This is a genomic window from Thiohalocapsa marina (genome assembly GCF_008632335.1).
Lineage (GTDB): Bacteria > Pseudomonadota > Gammaproteobacteria > Chromatiales > Chromatiaceae > Thiohalocapsa > Thiohalocapsa marina.
The window spans coordinates 54,735-71,813 of sequence record NZ_VWXX01000012.1; the positions used below are offsets into that span (position 1 = coordinate 54,735).

Sequence of the window (17,079 nt, forward strand, 5' to 3'; positions counted from 1 at the left end):
CACCCGATTGCTGGAGGCTACCCATGTTCGACCTGGCCAAACTCGCGTCGCCGATCGAGATCACCAGTTTCGACGGCTGGCCCGGCGCATTCAGAAGCGCCTTTTCCGGGGCCTTGCCCGATGCCTTGTCGGGCAGCGCCGACGAGCACCAGCAGTATGCCCGCGATCTCGGCGACCTGCTGCAGACGCATGCCGGTCGTGCGCTGGAGACCGCCCAGAGCAACACCAGTCGCAACCTGCAGACCTGGCAGCAGGTGGCCGCGGCCATGGCCACGCCGGCGCTGCTGCAGCACTGGCTGGATTATCTCAGGGATGGCGCCGATCGCTCGGTGCTCTACGCGGATGCCCTGCGTCAGTGTGGCAATCACTTCGTCGAACATGAGGAAGGGAGCGACGAGACCGTCTTGAGCTGGGCGCACGAGACCGTCATCGACGGCCATACGCTGCCGCGGCCGGTGAACTACTCGCTGGTGCGCATCGTGCCGCCGGAGGGCATGCCGGTGCGCGAGGACGGGCGGCCCTACATCATCATCGACCCGCGCGCCGGTCATGGCTCGGGCATCGGCGGGTTCAAGGACGAGAGCCAGGTCGGTGCCGCCATGCATGGCGGGCATCCGACCTACTTCGTCACCTTCAGTCGTCTGCCGGTCCCTGGCCAGACGCTGGCCGACGTGACCGCGGCCGAAGCCGAGTTCGTCCGCGAGGTCCGCCGCCGCCACCCGGACTCGCCGAAGCCCATCGTCATCGGCAACTGTCAGGGCGGCTGGGGTGCCATGCTGCTGGCGGCGACCAACCCGGACATCACCGGCCCGGTGGTGGCCAACGGCGCGCCGCTGTCGTACTGGGCCGGGCAGAAGGGCAAGAACCCGATGCGCTACCTCGGCGGTCTGGTCGGCGGCGCCACCTCGGTCCACCTGCTGTCGGACCTGGGCAACGGCGCCTTCGACGGTGCCAACCTGGTGTTCAATTTCGAGCGCCTCTCGCCAAGCAATACCTGGTGGGCGAAGTACTACAACCTCTGGGATCGCATCGATACCGAGGTGCCGCGCTTCGTCGGTTTCGAGCGCTGGTGGAGCAGCTTCTATTTCATGACGCCGGCGGAGATCGCCTGGATCGTCGAGAACCTGTTCGTCGGCAATCGCCTGGGGCGTGGCAGGGCCTTGCTGAACGAGCGCACCCATCTGGACCTGCGCGATGTCAACTCGCCGATCATCGTCTTCGCCTCCCATGGCGACAACATCACGCCACCGCAGCAGGCCCTGGGCTGGATCGCCGATCACTACACCGATGTCGACGAGATCCGCGCCCGCGGCCAGCGCATCCTCTACACCCTGCACGAGAGTGTCGGCCATCTGGGCATCTTCGTCTCCTCATCAGTGGCGAAGCGGGAGCACGGCCAGATCGTCTCCACCCTGAAGGCGATCGAGGCGCTCCGGCCCGGTCTCTACGAGATGGTGATCACCGACGAGAAGGGCGAGGGGGTCGACAAGATCTTCCACGTCGCCTTCGCCGAGCGCAGCATCGAGCAGATGATGGAGCAGGCTGGTGGCACCGATTCGGACCGGCCCTTCGCCACCGTCGCCCGCTTTTCGGAACTGGGCGCCGAGCTCTATGACCTGACCCTGCGGCCCTTCGTGCGCGCCGCGGTCAATCAGGCCAGCGCGGACCTGATGGCCAATGCCAGCCCCATGCGCATGCAGCGCTGGCTGCAGAGCGACCGCAACCCCCTGATGCAGGGAGTGGCGCCCCTGGCCGAGCAGGTGCGCCAGAACCGGCAGGCGGTCTCCGCCGACAACCCGTTTCGACAGATGGAACGGTTTGGCGCCGGTCTGGTCACCCAGTGGTGGGACGGGGTGCGCGATCTGCAGAACGCCGTGATCGAATGGAACTTCCATCTGCTCTGGGGCGCGCCGGCCACCCAGGCCCTGGGCGAGCGCATGGGTGGCGTGGTCAGCAAGGCCGAGCCCAAGGAAGACCTGCGTACGCTGGCCACGGTGCAGGACGCGCTCGACCGCATCGACCAGGGCGGTTTCGAGGACGGCGTGATCCGGATGCTGATCTTCATTGCCCACTCGCGCAAGGAGGTGCGCCGCTCGCGGCTGGAGCGCTCCAACCAGATGCTCATGTCCACCGAGCCCTTTGCCAGCATGAAGCCCAAGGCGCGCGCCCGGATGATCCACAAGGAGAGCCTGATCGTGGGCTACGAGCCGGAGGCGGCCATGCAGGCGCTGCCGACGCTGATCGGGGACGAGGCGGACCGGCGCCGGGCAATGGCGCTGTGCGAGTGCATCGCCGGACCCCGCGAGGAGATGTGCGCCCAGACCGTGCTCATGTTGGGCCAGCTGGCACAAGTGCTGGAACTGGACGCCTGGGACGGGGGCGACGACGGGGCCGTCGTGCGCAAGGTGGCGTGAGGCGCGGGCATGACGCTTGAGCGGGATGCGGCCATCTCGGAATCGTTCCCGGCGTCCATGCCGGAACCGTTGCGAGACTGGCTGCGGGTGCTGCGGTCCGCGAAGCAGAAGGCGCGTGTCCACGGTTATCGGCGCACGGTAACCAATGCCCGCGAATCCTGGGAACTGGCCACGCGGCGGTTCCTGACGGAGGTGCCGGAACTGCCCCAGGTGCGCGACGAGATCATCCCCGGGCCGGACTACCGGGTTCCGGTCCGGGTCTATCACCCGCAGCCGGACGAGGCGCTGCCGGTGCTGCTGTTCGTGCATGGCGGCGGTCATGTGGCCGGCGGGGTCAGCCTGTACGACCCCATTGCGCGGAAACTGGCCCTGGCCGCCCGGCGGATCGTCGTTGCCATCGACTACCGGCTGGCCCCGGAGTGTCCCTATCCGGCCCAGCTGAAGGACACCCTGGCCAGCGCCAAGCGGGTGTTTCCGCTGCTGCAGCGTCTCGGCCTCGTCTACCAGCCGCGTCTGGCCTTGGTCGGCGACAGCGCCGGCGGGGCGCTGTGCGCAACGGTGTCGCACCTGGCGCAGTTCGAGCCGGGCATGCACATCGAACGTCAGATACTGATCTATCCCAGCCTCGACTACACCCTGTCCCAGCCCTCGGTGATGGAGCACGCCGAGGGCTATCTGCTCGAGCGCGAGCGCATTCTCTGGATGTTCGACGCGTATCTGCAGAACGCAGAGAACCGTCGCGCCATCTCGCCCCTGTTCATGGAACTGACGCCGGACTATCCGCCGACGCTTGTGCTGACCTGCGAGCTCTGTCCGTTGCGGGACGAGGGCAGCGTCTATGTGCAGCGCCTGCGCGAGGCCGGCATCGAGGCCGAACACCACTGCCTGTCTGGCATGATCCACGGGTTTCTCAACCTCGAGGGCCTGGCCCCCCTGGCCTGCCGACAGACCTATGCGGCCGTCGGCGCCTTCCTCGGCCGATGAGGCGACAGACTCGACGACGATGAAACTTTGACGCAGCGCATGAAGCAAGGGTCCAGCATGAACAGAAGCCAGGCCGATTCCCGGCAGCCCGAAGATGCAGTCACGCCGAAGGCGAGCGGTCATCCGCTGCTGCAAGGACCGGAACGGCATGAGCCGAACCGCAGCAAGATCGTGTCCGCGGCCGATGCGGTCCGCCTGATCCGTGACGGTGACACCGTTGTCAGCGGCGGATTCGTCGGCATTGGCTTTGCCGAGCACGTCGCGGCCGCGCTGGCCCGGCGTTTCACCGACACGGCGACACCGCGGGACCTGACCCTGGTCTACGCGGCGGGGCAGGGCGATGGCCGGGAGCGGGGCCTGAACCAGCTCGCGCAGCAGGGCCTGTTGCGACGTATCATCGGCGGCCACTGGGGCCTGGTGCCGGCGTTGCAGGCCATGGTCAACGCGGATCAGGTGGAAGGCTACAACCTGCCCCAGGGCGTCATGGCGCATCTGTTTCGCGACATCGCCGCCGGCAAGCCCGGCACCCTGACCCGGGTCGGCCTGGAGACCTTCGTCGATCCGCGTCTGGGGGGCGGCAAGCTCAATGCGCGGACCACCGAGGACCTGGTGCGCGTGCTGGAACTGGACGGTGAGGACTACCTGTTCTACAAGGGCTTCCCCATCGATGTCGCCATCGTCCGCGGCACCACCGCTGACCCCGACGGCAATGTCACCGTCGAGCGCGAGGCCCTGCTGCTGGAGTCCCTGGCGCTGGCGACGGCGGCGCACAACTCCGGTGGGCTGGTGATCGTCCAGGTGGAACGCATCGCCGACCGCCATACCCTGAATCCGCGGCAGGTGCGCATTCCAGGCATCCTGGTGGACTGCGTGGTGGTGGCGCCCCCGGAGCAGCACTGGCAGACCTTTGGCGAGCCCTACAACCCGGCCTTCAGCAGCGAGGTGCGGGTGCCGATGCAATCGATCCCGGCCTTGCCGCTGAATGCGCGCAAGGTCATCGCCCGCCGGGCGGCCTTCGAACTGCGGCCGAACGCCGTGGTGAACCTGGGCATCGGCATGCCCGAGGGCATCGCCAACGTGGCCAACGAGGAGCACATCCTCGACTTCGTGACCCTGACCGCCGAGCCGGGGCTGATCGGCGGCCTGCCCGCGAGCGGTCTGAACTTCGGCGCCGGCACCAATATCGCCGCCTTGATCGATCAGCCCGCACAGTTCGACCTGTACGACGGCGGCGGGCTGGACCTGGCCTTCCTCGGCATGGCACAGGTCGACGCCGAGGGCAACGTCAATGTCAGCCGCTTCGGTCGGCGGCTGGCGGGCGCGGGGGGCTTCATCAACATCAGCCAGAATGCGAAAAAGCTGATCTTTGTCGGCACCTTCACCACGGCGAAGACCGCGCTCGGCATCGGCGACGGGCAACTCTGCATCGGCGACGGGGACGGCGGCGCCAAGTTCATCGCGCAGGTCGAGCAGGTCACCTTCAGCGGGGCGCGGGCGCGGCGCACGGGGCGTCCGGTGCTCTACATCACCGAGCGTTGCGTCTTCGAGATGAGACCCGACGGCGTCACCCTGACCGAGATCGCTCCGGGTGTCGACCTGGAGCGAGACATCCTGGCGCACATGGGTTTCCGGCCCAGGATTGCCGACCCGCTGCGGGTCATGGACCCCAGGATCTTCGTCGACGCGCCCATGGGACTGGAGCGCGATCTGCTGGAGCTGCCGCTGGCGGAGCGCTTGGTCTATGACCCGGAGCGCAACCAGCTGTTCGTCAACTTCGAGGCCCTGGCGGTGAACGAGCCCGGTGATATCGGCCGCATCCGCGACGCCGTGGAGGCCCTGCTGAAGCCCCTGGGACGCAAGGTGGATACCATCGTCAACTATGACAATTTCCGCCTCCGGCCCGATCTGACCGATGCCTACGCCGACATGGTCCGGTATCTGGTGGACCGCTACTACGCGGGCATCACGCGCTACTCCACCAGCGCCTTCCTGCGCATGAAGCTGGGTGAGTCACTCTCCCTGCACGGCCTGGAGCCGAACCTCTACGCCAGCCGGGACGAGGCCCGGCAGCGCATGTCCGGCGGACCCGCCGCCGGGCGCTGAACGCGTCCGCCGGCCGCAGAGTCCTTCTCCAACTCCGGCGGCCGATGCTGGCTGCCGGTTCCGGTAGATGGCCTGGCTACTGAACGCGTCGGGACAATCGGAGTCCGTTTGCAGCGGTTATACTCCGGGCCATGACCGCCCTCGTGATTGCCGAAAAGCCCAGTGTCGCCCGGGACATCGCGCGTGTGCTCGGTGCCACCGGGCGCGGCACCGGATGCCTGCGCGGCAACGGCTGGTGCGTGACCTGGGCGCTGGGGCATCTGGTGCACTTCGCCGAGCCGGATGACTATGGAGCCAATGGGGGTGCCGGCAGGGGCGCCGACTGGTCCGGCCGCTGGAGCATGGCGCAGCTGCCGATGATCCCGGCGCGGTGGAAGCTGCGCACGGACAAGCGCACGCAGGACCAGTTTCGGATCGTCAAGGCCCTGCTGACCGCCGCCGACACCGAGCGCGTCGTCTGCGCGACGGACGCGGGACGCGAAGGCGAGCTGATCTTCCGCCTCATCATGGCGCACGCCCGCTGCCGCAAGCCGGTGCAGCGGCTGTGGATCTCCAGTCTCACCGACGAGGCCATCCGCGCGGGCTTCGCCCACTTGCGACCCGGTGCTGACTATGACGCCCTGGCTGCCGCCGCGCGCGCCCGCGCCCAGGCCGACTGGCTGGTGGGCATGAACCTGACCCGCGCCTATACCGTTCGCAACCGGGGCTTGTACACCGTCGGTCGGGTGCAGACGCCGACCCTGGCCATGATCGTTGCACGCGATGCCGCCATCGCGGGCTTTACCAAGGCGTATTTCTATGAGTTGAAGGCCCGTCTGGCAGAGGGCTTCGATGCCCGCTATGTCGAGGACGGCGAGACGCGCCTCGACAAGAAGGAGCATGCCGAACGGCGCCTGCGCGAGATCGCCCAGGCCATCGAGCCACATCGTACGGGCACCGTGGTGGCTGTGGACAAGAAGGTCCGCAACAACCGCCCGCCGCCGCTTTATGATCTGACCACGCTGCAGCGCGACGCCAACCGCCGCCACGGCTTCACTGCTGCCCGGGTGCTGGAACTGGCGCAGGCCCTGTATGAGCAGCACAAGCTCATCAGTTACCCGCGCACCGAGAGTCGCCATATCGGCGAAGACATGCTGCCGCAACTGCCGCAGATCCTGCAGGCGGTCGACCACCCCCTGGCCGCCGAGGCCGAGCAGCGGCTGGCGGCTGGTCATCGTCTCGGCAAGCTCTATGTGGACAAGACCAAGCTTACGGATCATCACGCCATCCTGCCCACCGCTCGGCGTCCGTCGGCGGGGTTGCCGGAGCCGTTGCGCAAGATCTATGACCTGGTCGCGGCGCGCTTCGTCGGCGTGTTCCTGCCGGACCAGCGGGTCGAGGAGACCCTGGTCAAGCTGGACATTGGTGGTGCGAGCTTCATCGCCCGCGGGTCGGTGGAGCTGGAGCCGGGCTGGAAGCGTGTGGGGCCGCGGCGGCAGCCACCACTGGCCGGGCCGGCCCCATCGGGGGCAACCGTGCCGGGCGCCGAGACTGCCGCTGAGTCAAGCGCCCTGCCGCCGTTGCAAAAGGGTCAGAGCGTGCATGTGGACGGCCTGGAGGTGGTCGAAAAGGAGACGCAGCCGCCGCGGCCCTATGACGATGCAACCCTCTTGAACGCCATGAAGCACGCCGGACGCGACATCGACGACGACGCGCTGGCGGCGGCCATGAAGGGCTCCGGTCTGGGCACCCCGGCCACCCGCGCCGCGATCATCGAGAAGCTGCTGCGCACCGGCTACATCGAGCGCCAGCGCAAGCAGTTGCGGGCCACCGACAAGGGCAGGGCGCTGATCGCGCTGGTGGCCGAGCCCCTGCGCAGCGTCGAACTCACCGCCGCCTGGGAGCAGCGGCTGCAGGAGATCGAGCAGGGCGCGGCCGATGCGGACGGCTTCTACGCAGACATCTGTACCCTGGTGCGCGATCTGGTGGCCGATGTGGCTCGGGTGGTTCGCGTGGCCCAGGGGGTAGCCGCGCCGCCCGCGGAGCACGGCGGCGCGCCCGAAGCGCGCGACGATCCGCCGGCCACGGCGGACTCCCTGCGGGCGCAGCCGCTGGGCTGTCCCAGGTGCCGCCAGGGACAGCTCATCGAGGGACGGCGTGCCTTCGGCTGCAATCGCTGGCGCGAAGGCTGCGACTACATCGTGCCCAAGGTCGTCGACGGCCATCGGCTCACGGACCGTGAACTGCGCCTGCTGGTCCGGCAACAACTGGCGGACCCACCGCTCGGTGCCGCTTGCAGTCCGCGCGGCCCGCTGTCAGAGTGAGTGCATGAGCACAGACACAATCCGACTGGTCCGCGTTGCCGGTGCCGACCTCGAACGTCAGATCCCCGAACTGGCGCGACTGCGCATTCAGGTGTTTCGGGATTTTCCGTACCTGTACGACGGCGACCTGACCTATGAGGCGGACTATCTCCGCACCTACAGCCAGGCCCGGGGCAGCGTGGTGGTGCTGGCGCTGGATGCCGATCGGGTGGTCGGCGCCGCCACGGCCCTGCCGCTGACCGAGGAGATGGACGAGGTGCAGGCGCCGTTTCTGGCGGCGGGGTACGATCCCGCCGGGGTGTTCTATCTGGGCGAGTCGGTGCTGTTGCCGGCGTATCGCGGTCGCGGCATCGGCGTGCGCTTCTTCCAGGAGCGCGAGGCCCATGCCCGGACGCTGGCGGCAGACCCCGGCACAGGCTTCGGCCCCTGGCGGTGGTACAGCTTCTGCGCCGTGGAGCGTGCCGCGGACGATCCGCGCCGCCCCGCCGATTACGTGCCGCTGGACGCCTTCTGGCAACATCGGGGCTATCGCCGTCACCCGGAACTGCGGACGACCTTTGCCTGGCAGGAACTGGGCGAAACGGGCCAGTCGCCAAAGCCCATGGTGTTCTGGCTCAAGCCGACCGGCGGGCAGTCGGACCGATGAGGCCGTTGCAGTCCGGCCTGATCCGCGGCAATGTTCCGGCGCTGATCGTCGCCTTGGCGCTGCTGCTGTCTGCTTGCGGCGAGCAGTCACCGGCGGTGAACTCGCGCTTCAAGGCCTTCGGCACCAGTGTCGACCTGACCCTGCTGCAGGTGGCGCCGGAGCGGGCGGAGCAGGCGGTGGAGACCATCCGCCAGGACTTTGCCGCGCTGGAGCGGGACCTGCAGGTGTGGGGGGATGGGCAAATGGCCCGCGTGAACCGCCTGCTGCCCACTGGCGAGGCCTTCGAGGCGCCGGTGACGGTGCTGCCCCTGGTGCATCTGAGCCAGCGCTACGCCGAGCTCACCGATGATCTGTTCAATCCGGCCATCGGCAAGCTGATCGCCCTCTGGGGTTTCAATGTCGAGGTGCCCGAGGGCATGCGCCCGCCGCCGGAACCTGCCATTGCGCAGTTGCTGGAGGCGGACCCGCGGATGTCCGACATCGAGATCGATATCCTGCAGGTGCGCGGCAACAACGCGGCGCTGCGACTGGATTTCTCGCCCATCATCCCGGCCTATGCCATCGATCTGGCGGTGGCGCGGCTGCGCGAACTGGATGTGCGGCACGCCATGATCAAGATCGGCGCCGATCTGCGTGCCATCGGGGATCGCAGCGACCAGCCCTGGCGCATCCCGGTGCGCCGGGGCGGCAGCGGCGGCGTCTTTGCCACGCTGAACATCGAGGGCGACGAAAGCGTGGCCACCCGCACCGCTCAGGACCGGGACTGGATCCACGACGGCGTCACCTATCACCCGATCCTGGATCCGCGTAGCGGGCGCCCGGCCCGCGGCGTGCAAGCGGTGACCGTGGTCCATCCGGAGGCCACGGTGGCCGCAGCGGCGGCGGTGGCGCTGTTCGTCGCCGGCCCGGATGGCTGGCACGACATCGCCCGGTCGCTAGGCATCCGCTACGCGCTGTTGGTGGATGACGACGGGCGGGTGCACTTGAACCCCGGGTTTCGCGACCGCCTGACCATCCTGGATCGCGAGGCGCCGCTGGTGCTGTCACCACCGCTGGCGTCGCCCTGACGTCGTCCTGACCGCCGCTTCGCGCGACAGGACATCCGCAGCACAGCCATCCGGGGCGCAGCGTCCCGTTCCCGAGTCCTCCCGTTCCCGAGTCCTCCCGTTCCCGAGTCCTCATGGAATTGTTCAGCCCCGCCACCCGGCACTGGTTCCGGCAGCATTTCGACGGTGCCACCGAGGCGCAGACCGCCGGCTGGCCGGTCATCGCCGCCGGCGATCATGTGCTCATCACCGCGCCGACGGGCAGCGGCAAGACCCTGGCCGCCTTCCTGTGGTCCATCGACCGGCTCATGCGCGTGCCCGCGGGGCCGGAATCGGCCGCATCCGGCGACGCAACCGGCCCGTCCGGCGCAACCGGTAAACCCGGTGCGTCCGGCACCCGCGTGCTCTATATCTCGCCGCTGAAGGCCCTGGTCTACGACATCGAACGCAACCTGCGCGCGCCGCTGGCCGGCATCGCCCGTTCGGCGGCACTGCTCGGCGAGCCCTGTGCGCCGCCCCGGGTGGCGATCCGCACCGGCGACACCTCAGCCCGGGAACGCCAGCAACAACTCAAGGAGCCGGCGGAGATCCTGGTCACCACGCCGGAATCGTTGTACCTGCTGCTGGGCTCCCGGGCGGCGGAGAACCTGCGCCGGGTGGACACGGTGATCGTCGACGAGGTGCATGCCCTGGCGGCCACCAAGCGCGGCGCGCATCTGGCGCTGTCGCTGGAGCGGCTGGCGTTGCTCTGCGAGCAGGATCCGCAGCGCATCGGCCTGTCCGCGACGGTGAAGCCCCTGGCCGAGGCCGCCTGCTGGCTGGGCGGCGACCGCCCGGTGCGCGTGGTGGACGCCGCCGCGCCGCCGCGCCTGGACCTGCGGGTCACGGTGCCGGTGGCGGACATGGAGCGGCCGCCGTCGACACCGGACCCGGATCCGAACCATGGCGGCGGCCCCATCCTGGGCGAACTCTACGCCCGCGAGGTGGCGCGTCCGCCGGCGAAGAAGGGCATGTGGTCGGCCATCTACCCGGCGCTGCTGGACGAGATCCTGGGGCATCGCTCCACCATTGTCTTCGTCAACAGCCGCGGGCTGTGCGAGCGGCTGTGCCGGCGCCTGAACGAGGTGGCCGCCGGGGAAGACGTGCTGGATGCTATCGGCCCCGGGCTCGGTTTGGACTCTGGCGCGACGCCGGCGGACACGGCGATCGGCGATGACGCTCCGGTGGAGCTGGTGCGCGCCCATCACGGCAGCGTCAGCCACGAGCGGCGCGCCGAGATCGAGGACGGTCTCAAGCGCGGTACGCTCAGGGCCATCGTCGCCACCAGTTCGCTGGAGATGGGCATCGACATGGGCGGCGTGGACCAGGTGCTGCTGGTGGAGTCGCCGGGTTCGGTGGCGCGGGGGCTGCAGCGGGTCGGGCGTGCGGGCCATGGCGTCGGTGAGGTCAGCAGCGGGCGCATCTTTCCGAAGTTTCGCGGCGACCTGCTCGAATGCGCGGTCATTGCCGCACGCATGCTGGAGGGGGAACTGGAGCCGTTTCGCATGCCGCGCAATGCGCTGGACGTGCTGGCCCAGCAGATCGCCGCCCATTGCGTCGGCGCCGACCGCAGCGTCGACGATATCCGGCAGCTGGTGAATCGCGCCGGTCCCTACCGCGAACTCGGCCGCGGCACCCTGGAGGCGGTGCTGGACATGCTTTCGGGGCGCTTTCCGTCCAGCGACTTCGCCGACCTCAAGCCGCTGCTGGCCTGGGACCGAGCCAGTGACCGCCTCAGCGCGCGCAAGGGCACGCCCATGATCACCCGCCTGAACGCCGGCACCATCCCGGATCGGGGCAACTATGCCGTGCACCTGGGCGGCGACGGCCCGCGCATCGGTGAGCTGGACGAGGAAATGGTGTTCGAGACCCGCGCCGGGGAGTGCATCCTGCTGGGCGCGTCGAGCTGGCGGGTGGAGGAGATCACCCGTGATCGCGTGATTGTCTCGCCGGCGCCGGGGGAACCGGGCAAGCTGCCGTTCTGGCGCGGCGACGGTCCGGGGCGGCCGGTGGAACTGGGCCGTGCCATCGGTGCCTTCTGCCGGCGGGTGGAACGGCTCAAGGGCGAGGCGGCGGCGGACTGGATCCGGCAGCAGACGCCGCTGGACGACTTTGCCGCCGGCAATCTGGCGGCCTACATCCAGGAGCAGCGGCAGGCCACCGGCGTGGTGCCCAGCGACCGGACCATCGTTGTCGAGCGCTTCCGCGACGAGCTGGGCGACTGGCGCGTCTGCATCCTGACGCCCTTCGGCGCCCGCATCCACGCCCCCTGGGCCATGGCCCTGCAGTGGCAGCTGGAGCGCCGCGAGGGCTTCGAGGTGCAGGTGATGTACACCAACGACGGCATCGTGCTGCGCCTGACGGACGGCGAGGCGCTGCCGGATCTGGACGCCCTGCTGCCGCCGCCGGACGAGGTGGAAGAGCGCATCACCGAGCAACTGGCGGACACCTCGCTGTTCGCCAGCCTGTTCCGCGAGAACGCCGGCCGCGCCCTGCTGATGCCGCGTCGTTCCGCTCGGGGTCGCCAGCCCCTGTGGGCGCAGCGGCTCAAGGCACAGAACCTGCTCGCGGTGGTGCGCCGCTATCCGGGCTTTCCGGTGGTGCTGGAGACCTACCGCCAGGCCCTGAGCGACGTGTTCGACCTGACCGGGCTGAAGACGCTGCTGGGTGCCGTCCGCTCCCGCAGCATCCGCGTTCACGAGGTGGAGACGCAGAGCGCATCGCCGTTCGCCCGCTCGCTGGTGTTCGCCTATGTGGCCGCCTACATCTACGAACAGGACGCGCCCCTGGCGGAGCGTCGCGCCCAGGCCCTGACCCTGGATCGCGGGCTGCTGGCGGAACTGTTGGGCCAGGCGGAGCTGCGCGAGCTGATCGATCCGCGGGTGCTGGACGAGCTGGAGGCGGAGCTGGCGCACCTGGACCCGGAGCGCCGCGCCCGCGATGCCGACGAACTGCACGATCTGCTGCGCCGATTGGGCGACCTGACCGACGCCGAACTGGCCGGGCGCAGCACGGAACCACCAGCGGGCTGGCTGGCGCGGCTGCAGGACCAGCGCCGCGCGGTGCAAGTGCGCGTTGCCGGGCAGCTGCGCTGGATCGCCGCCGAGGACGCCGGCCTCTATCGCGATGCCCTGGGCTGCGTGCCGCCGCCGGGCCTGCCGGAGGGCTTCATCGCGCCGACGACGGCGCCGCTGGAGCACCTGTTGACCCGCTACGCCCGCACCCATGGCCCCTTTCCGACCACCGAGGTGGCGCGCCGCTTTGGCCTGCGTGCGGCCCAGGTGGAGCCGGTGTTGCGCTTGCTGGAGACCCGGGGCGTGCTGGTGCACGGCGAGATCCGCCCATTGGGCGTGGAGCCCGAGTGGTGCGATGCCGAGGTCATGCGACGCTTGCGGCGGCGCACCCTGGCGCGTGCGCGCGATGAGGTGGCACCGGTGGACGGCGCCACCCTGGCCCGTTTTCTGCCTGCCTGGCACGGCCTCGGCGAGGAGCGCCGGGGGCCGGAGCGCCTGCTGGAGGCGGTCATGCAGCTGGAGGGGTTCGCCGTCAGCTGGGGCCTGCTGGACCGCGTGCTGCTGCCGGCCCGGGTGCCCGGCTATCGCTCCGAGGACCTGGACATGCTCGCCGCCACCGGGCAGGTGGTGTGGGTGGGGCAGGGGGCGCTGGGACCGAAGGACGGTCGCATCGCGCTGTATCGGCGGGAGAATCTTGCCTACGCGGTGACCGGGGACGGGCTCTCGGGGGCCGCGGAGCCGGCCGCTGACGGAACCGCTGGAGCGAATGGGGGCCCAGATGCACAGGATCCGCCGGCGCGGATCCGGCGGGTGCTGCTGGATACGCTGCGACAGCGGGGTGCCTGCTTCCTGATGGAGCTGGAGCAGGTGGTTGAGCGCGCCGGGCATCGGCTGACCTCTGCGGCGGCGCGGGAGGACTTCGAGCGGGCCCTCTGGGACCTGGTCTGGGACGGGGTCATCAGCAACGACACCTTCGCGCCGCTGCGGGCCCTGGGTGCTCGCGGGCGCCCGGCATCCGCCCGGGGCCGACGCGGGGTCGGCGCCCATGCACTGGCGGGGGGGCGCTGGTCGCTGGTGGCCACCCCAGTGCTTGGACCAGGGGCGGGACCGGAGGCGCACGCCGGCGATGCCGAACAGGCCGCGACGGTGGAGAGTCGTCGGCAGTTCGCCCGCGCCCACTGGTTGCTGGAGCGCTATGGTGTCGTCAGCCGCGAGGCGGTGGCCGCCGATGGCCTGCCCGGCGGCTTCTCGACCTTGTACCGGGTGCTGAAGCAGATGGAGGAGAGCGGACGGGTGCGGCGCGGACACTTCGTCGAGGGGTTGTCCGGGGCGCAGTTCGCGCTGCCCGGGGCGGTGGAGCGACTGCGCGCTGCACGTCTGGAGGAGGCGCCGGTGGATGGCTTCGGCGAGGAACAGGTCTGCGTGCTGTCTGCGGCGGACCCGGCCAACCCCTACGGCAGCTTGTTGCCCTGGCCTAGATCCGGAGCCGAGCCCGGGGCCGGCGACAGGGCAGGGAACGGGCGCAGCGCCCGACAGCCGCCGAAACGCGTGGCCGCGGCCTCGGTGGTGTTGGTGGCCGGTTGGCCGGTGTTCTATGTCGGCGCCGGTGGTCGTCAGCTGCTGAGCTTTCCGGATGCCTTCGACGACAGACAGGAGGCGGGACAGCGCACGCTGGCGTTGGCCCTGGCAGCGCTGCAGCGGCTGCCCACCGGCGGCCGGAAACGGCTGCTGATCCAGCATATCGACGGCCTTCCGGCGCTGGAGTCGCCCCTGCGCGAGGCCTTTCTCGGCGCCGGATTCGAGCTGGATTACGACGCCCTGGTGCCAGTCCGCTGGCGGCCCCGGGCGTCAGTGGATGGGATTTGCTAAGATCTGCGCTCTGCCAATCGGACTTCCTATCGGACGAACACGAACCGCCAATGAATACCGCCAACCGCAAACCGCTGCCCGGTACCACGCTGGACTACTTCGACGCGCGCGCCGCGGTGGATGCCATCGCCCCCGGTGCCTACGCCAGTCTGCCCTATACCTCCCGCGTGCTGGCCGAGAACCTGGTCCGTCGGTGCGACCCGGAGCAACTGACGGATGCGCTGCGGCAGCTCATCGAGCGCAAGCGGGACCTGGACTTTCCCTGGTATCCGGCGCGGGTGGTCTGCCACGACATCCTTGGTCAGACGGCGCTGGTGGACCTGGCCGGGTTGCGGGATGCCATCGCCGACAAGGGCGGCGACCCGGCGCTGGTGAATCCGGTGGTGCCGACCCAGCTCATCGTCGACCACTCCCTAGCGGTGGAGCATGCCGGGTTCGAGCCGGATGCCTTCGAGCAGAACCGGGCCATCGAGGACCGGCGCAACGCGGACCGCTTTCATTTCATCGACTGGACCCGCACCGCGTTCAAGAATGTCGACGTGATCCCGGCCGGCAACGGCATCATGCACCAGATCAATCTGGAGAAGATGTCGCCGGTGGTGCAGGTGCGCGATGGCGTCGCCTTTCCCGACACTTGCGTCGGCACCGACAGCCACACCCCCCATGTGGACGCCCTGGGGGTGATCGCGGTGGGGGTCGGTGGCCTGGAGGCGGAGACCGTGATGCTGGGGCGCGCCTCCATGATGCGCCTGCCGGACATCGTCGGCGTGCGGCTCACGGGCAGCCGACAGCCGGGCATCACCGCCACCGACATCGTGCTGGCGCTGACCGAGTTCCTGCGTCAGCAGCGGGTGGTCGGCGCCTACGTGGAATTCTTCGGCGAGGGGGCGGCGGATCTGACCATCGGTGATCGCGCCACCATCTCCAACATGTGTCCTGAATACGGCGCCACCGCGGCGATGTTCGCCATCGACGGGCAGACCATCGACTATCTCCGCCTCACCGGCCGCGAACCCGAGCAGGTGGCCCTGGTGGAGACCTACGCCCGCACCGCCGGACTCTGGGCGGATGACCTGGCCCAGGCGGACTATGAACGGGTGCTGGAGTTCGATCTGTCGTCGGTGGTGCGCAATCTGGCCGGGCCGTCCAACCCGCATCGGCGCCTGCCCACCTCCGCCCTGGCCGAGCGCGGCATCGCCGTGGACCTGGACAAGGCGCTGGCGCAGGAGCAGCAGGGCCTGATGCCCGACGGTGCGATCATCATCGCCGCCATCACCAGCTGCACCAACACCTCCAACCCGCGCAACGTCGTGGCTGCCGGGCTGCTGGCACGCAAGGCCAATGCGTTGGGCCTGGTACGCAAGCCTTGGGTCAAGACCTCCTTCGCCCCCGGCTCCAAGGTCGCCCGGCTGTATCTGGAGGAGGCCGGCCTGCTGTCGGAGCTGGAGCAACTCGGCTTCGGCATCGTCGGCTACGCCTGCACCACCTGCAACGGCATGTCCGGCGCGCTGGAGCCGCAGATCCGCCAAGAGATCATCGATCGCGACCTGTATACGGTTGCGGTGCTGTCTGGCAACCGCAATTTCGACGGCCGCATCCATCCATACGCCAAGCAGGCCTTCCTGGCCTCGCCACCGCTGGTGGTGGCCTACGCCATCGCTGGCACCATCCGCTTCGACATCGAGCAGGACGCCCTCGGTCTGGACGCCGACGGCCGGCCCATCACGCTGAAGGACCTCTGGCCCACGGACCAGGAGATCGACGACATCGTCGCCCGCTGCGTGAAGCCGGAGCAGTTCCGGCAGGTGTACGTGCCCATGTTCGACCTGGGCACCGTGGACCAGGCCAGGAGCCCGTTGTACGACTGGCGCCCGCAGTCCACCTACATCCGCCGTCCGCCGTACTGGGAGGGTGCGCTGGCCGGCGAGCGCACATTGCGCGGCATGCGGCCGCTGGCGGTGCTGCCGGACAACATCACCACCGACCACCTGTCGCCGTCCAACGCCATCCTGCCGGACAGCGCCGCCGGCGAGTACCTGGCGCGCATGGGCCTGCCGGAGGAGGACTTCAACTCCTACGCCACCCATCGCGGCGACCACCTGACCGCCCAGCGCGCGACCCTGGCCAACCCCAAGCTGATCAACGAGATGGCCGTGGTGGACGGCGAGGTGAAACAGGGCTCGCTGACCCGCGTGGAACCGGATGGCCAGGTGATGCGCATGTGGGAGGCGATCGAGACCTACATGCAGCGCAAGCAGCCGCTGATCATCATCGCCGGCGCCGATTACGGCCAGGGCTCGTCGCGCGACTGGGCGGCCAAGGGCGTGCGCCTGGCCGGCGTCGAGGCCATCGTCGCCGAGGGCTTCGAGCGCATCCACCGCACCAACCTCATCGGCATGGGCGTGCTGCCGCTGGAGTTCAAGCCGGGGCAGAACCGCAAGACCCTGCACATCGACGGCAGCGAGACCTTCGATGTGGTCGGCCAGCGCACACCGCGGGCAGACCTGACGCTGGTGATCCAGCGCAAGGATGGCGAGCGGCTGGAGGTGCCGGTGACCTGCCGCCTGGACACCGCCGAGGAGGTCTCGATCTACGAGGCCGGGGGCGTGCTGCAGCGGTTCGCCCAGGACTTTCTCGACTCGGCCCATGCGGCCTGACCCC

The 17,079-nt window shown here is 69.3% G+C and carries 8 protein-coding genes; all 8 read left to right on the forward strand.

Annotated elements, in window-relative coordinates; genetic code table 11:
- Positions 1 to 23 precede the first annotated feature (23 nt).
- The gene (locus tag F2Q65_RS09775; RefSeq protein WP_150092870.1) at positions 24 to 2,414 is read left to right on the forward strand and encodes a DUF3141 domain-containing protein; all 2,391 of its coding nucleotides are present in this window, start codon (positions 24 to 26) and stop codon (positions 2,412 to 2,414) included.
- A 9-nt stretch (positions 2,415 to 2,423) separates the two neighbouring features.
- Complete coding sequence (locus F2Q65_RS09780) at positions 2,424 to 3,398, forward strand: alpha/beta hydrolase (protein WP_150092872.1); 975 nt, start codon at positions 2,424 to 2,426, stop codon at positions 3,396 to 3,398.
- Between the two features lie 57 nt (positions 3,399 to 3,455).
- The gene (locus F2Q65_RS09785; RefSeq protein ID WP_150092874.1) at positions 3,456 to 5,501 is read left to right on the forward strand and encodes an acyl CoA:acetate/3-ketoacid CoA transferase; all 2,046 of its coding nucleotides are present in this window, start codon (positions 3,456 to 3,458) and stop codon (positions 5,499 to 5,501) included.
- 131 nt (positions 5,502 to 5,632) lie between these two features.
- Entirely contained in the window at positions 5,633 to 7,804 is a 2,172-nt protein-coding gene (locus F2Q65_RS09790) for a DNA topoisomerase 3 (protein ID WP_150092876.1), read from the forward strand.
- A gap of 4 nt (positions 7,805 to 7,808) precedes the next feature.
- The gene (locus tag F2Q65_RS09795; protein ID WP_150092878.1) at positions 7,809 to 8,450 is read left to right on the forward strand and encodes a GNAT family N-acetyltransferase; all 642 of its coding nucleotides are present in this window, start codon (positions 7,809 to 7,811) and stop codon (positions 8,448 to 8,450) included.
- On the forward strand, positions 8,447 to 9,517 hold the full coding sequence (locus F2Q65_RS09800; RefSeq protein ID WP_150092880.1) for an FAD:protein FMN transferase: 1,071 nt from the start codon (positions 8,447 to 8,449) through the stop codon (positions 9,515 to 9,517). The genes F2Q65_RS09795 and F2Q65_RS09800 overlap by 4 nt, the downstream gene beginning before the upstream one ends.
- Before the next feature lie 113 nt (positions 9,518 to 9,630).
- Positions 9,631 to 14,418, forward strand: coding sequence for an Lhr family helicase (locus F2Q65_RS09805; protein ID WP_150092882.1), 4,788 nt, complete (start codon positions 9,631 to 9,633; stop codon positions 14,416 to 14,418).
- A 50-nt stretch (positions 14,419 to 14,468) separates the two neighbouring features.
- Positions 14,469 to 17,075: a Fe/S-dependent 2-methylisocitrate dehydratase AcnD gene (gene acnD, locus F2Q65_RS09810; RefSeq protein ID WP_150092884.1), complete on the forward strand. Its 2,607-nt coding sequence runs from the start codon at positions 14,469 to 14,471 to the stop codon at positions 17,073 to 17,075.
- Positions 17,076 to 17,079 lie beyond the last annotated feature (4 nt).

Excerpts from the sequence above, each read along its gene's own strand:
- F2Q65_RS09795 (WP_150092878.1), top strand. The coding sequence starts at position 7,809 with ATGAGCACAGACACAATCCGACTGGTCCGCGTTGCCGGTGCCGACCTC.
- F2Q65_RS09805 (WP_150092882.1), top strand. The coding sequence starts at position 9,631 with ATGGAATTGTTCAGCCCCGCCACCCGGCACTGGTTCCGGCAGCATTTC.
- F2Q65_RS09775 (WP_150092870.1), top strand. The coding sequence starts at position 24 with ATGTTCGACCTGGCCAAACTCGCGTCGCCGATCGAGATCACCAGTTTC.
- F2Q65_RS09785 (WP_150092874.1), top strand. The coding sequence starts at position 3,456 with ATGAACAGAAGCCAGGCCGATTCCCGGCAGCCCGAAGATGCAGTCACG.
- acnD (WP_150092884.1), top strand. The coding sequence starts at position 14,469 with ATGAATACCGCCAACCGCAAACCGCTGCCCGGTACCACGCTGGACTAC.
- F2Q65_RS09800 (WP_150092880.1), top strand. The coding sequence starts at position 8,447 with ATGAGGCCGTTGCAGTCCGGCCTGATCCGCGGCAATGTTCCGGCGCTG.
- F2Q65_RS09780 (WP_150092872.1), top strand. The coding sequence starts at position 2,424 with ATGACGCTTGAGCGGGATGCGGCCATCTCGGAATCGTTCCCGGCGTCC.
- F2Q65_RS09790 (WP_150092876.1), top strand. The coding sequence starts at position 5,633 with ATGACCGCCCTCGTGATTGCCGAAAAGCCCAGTGTCGCCCGGGACATC.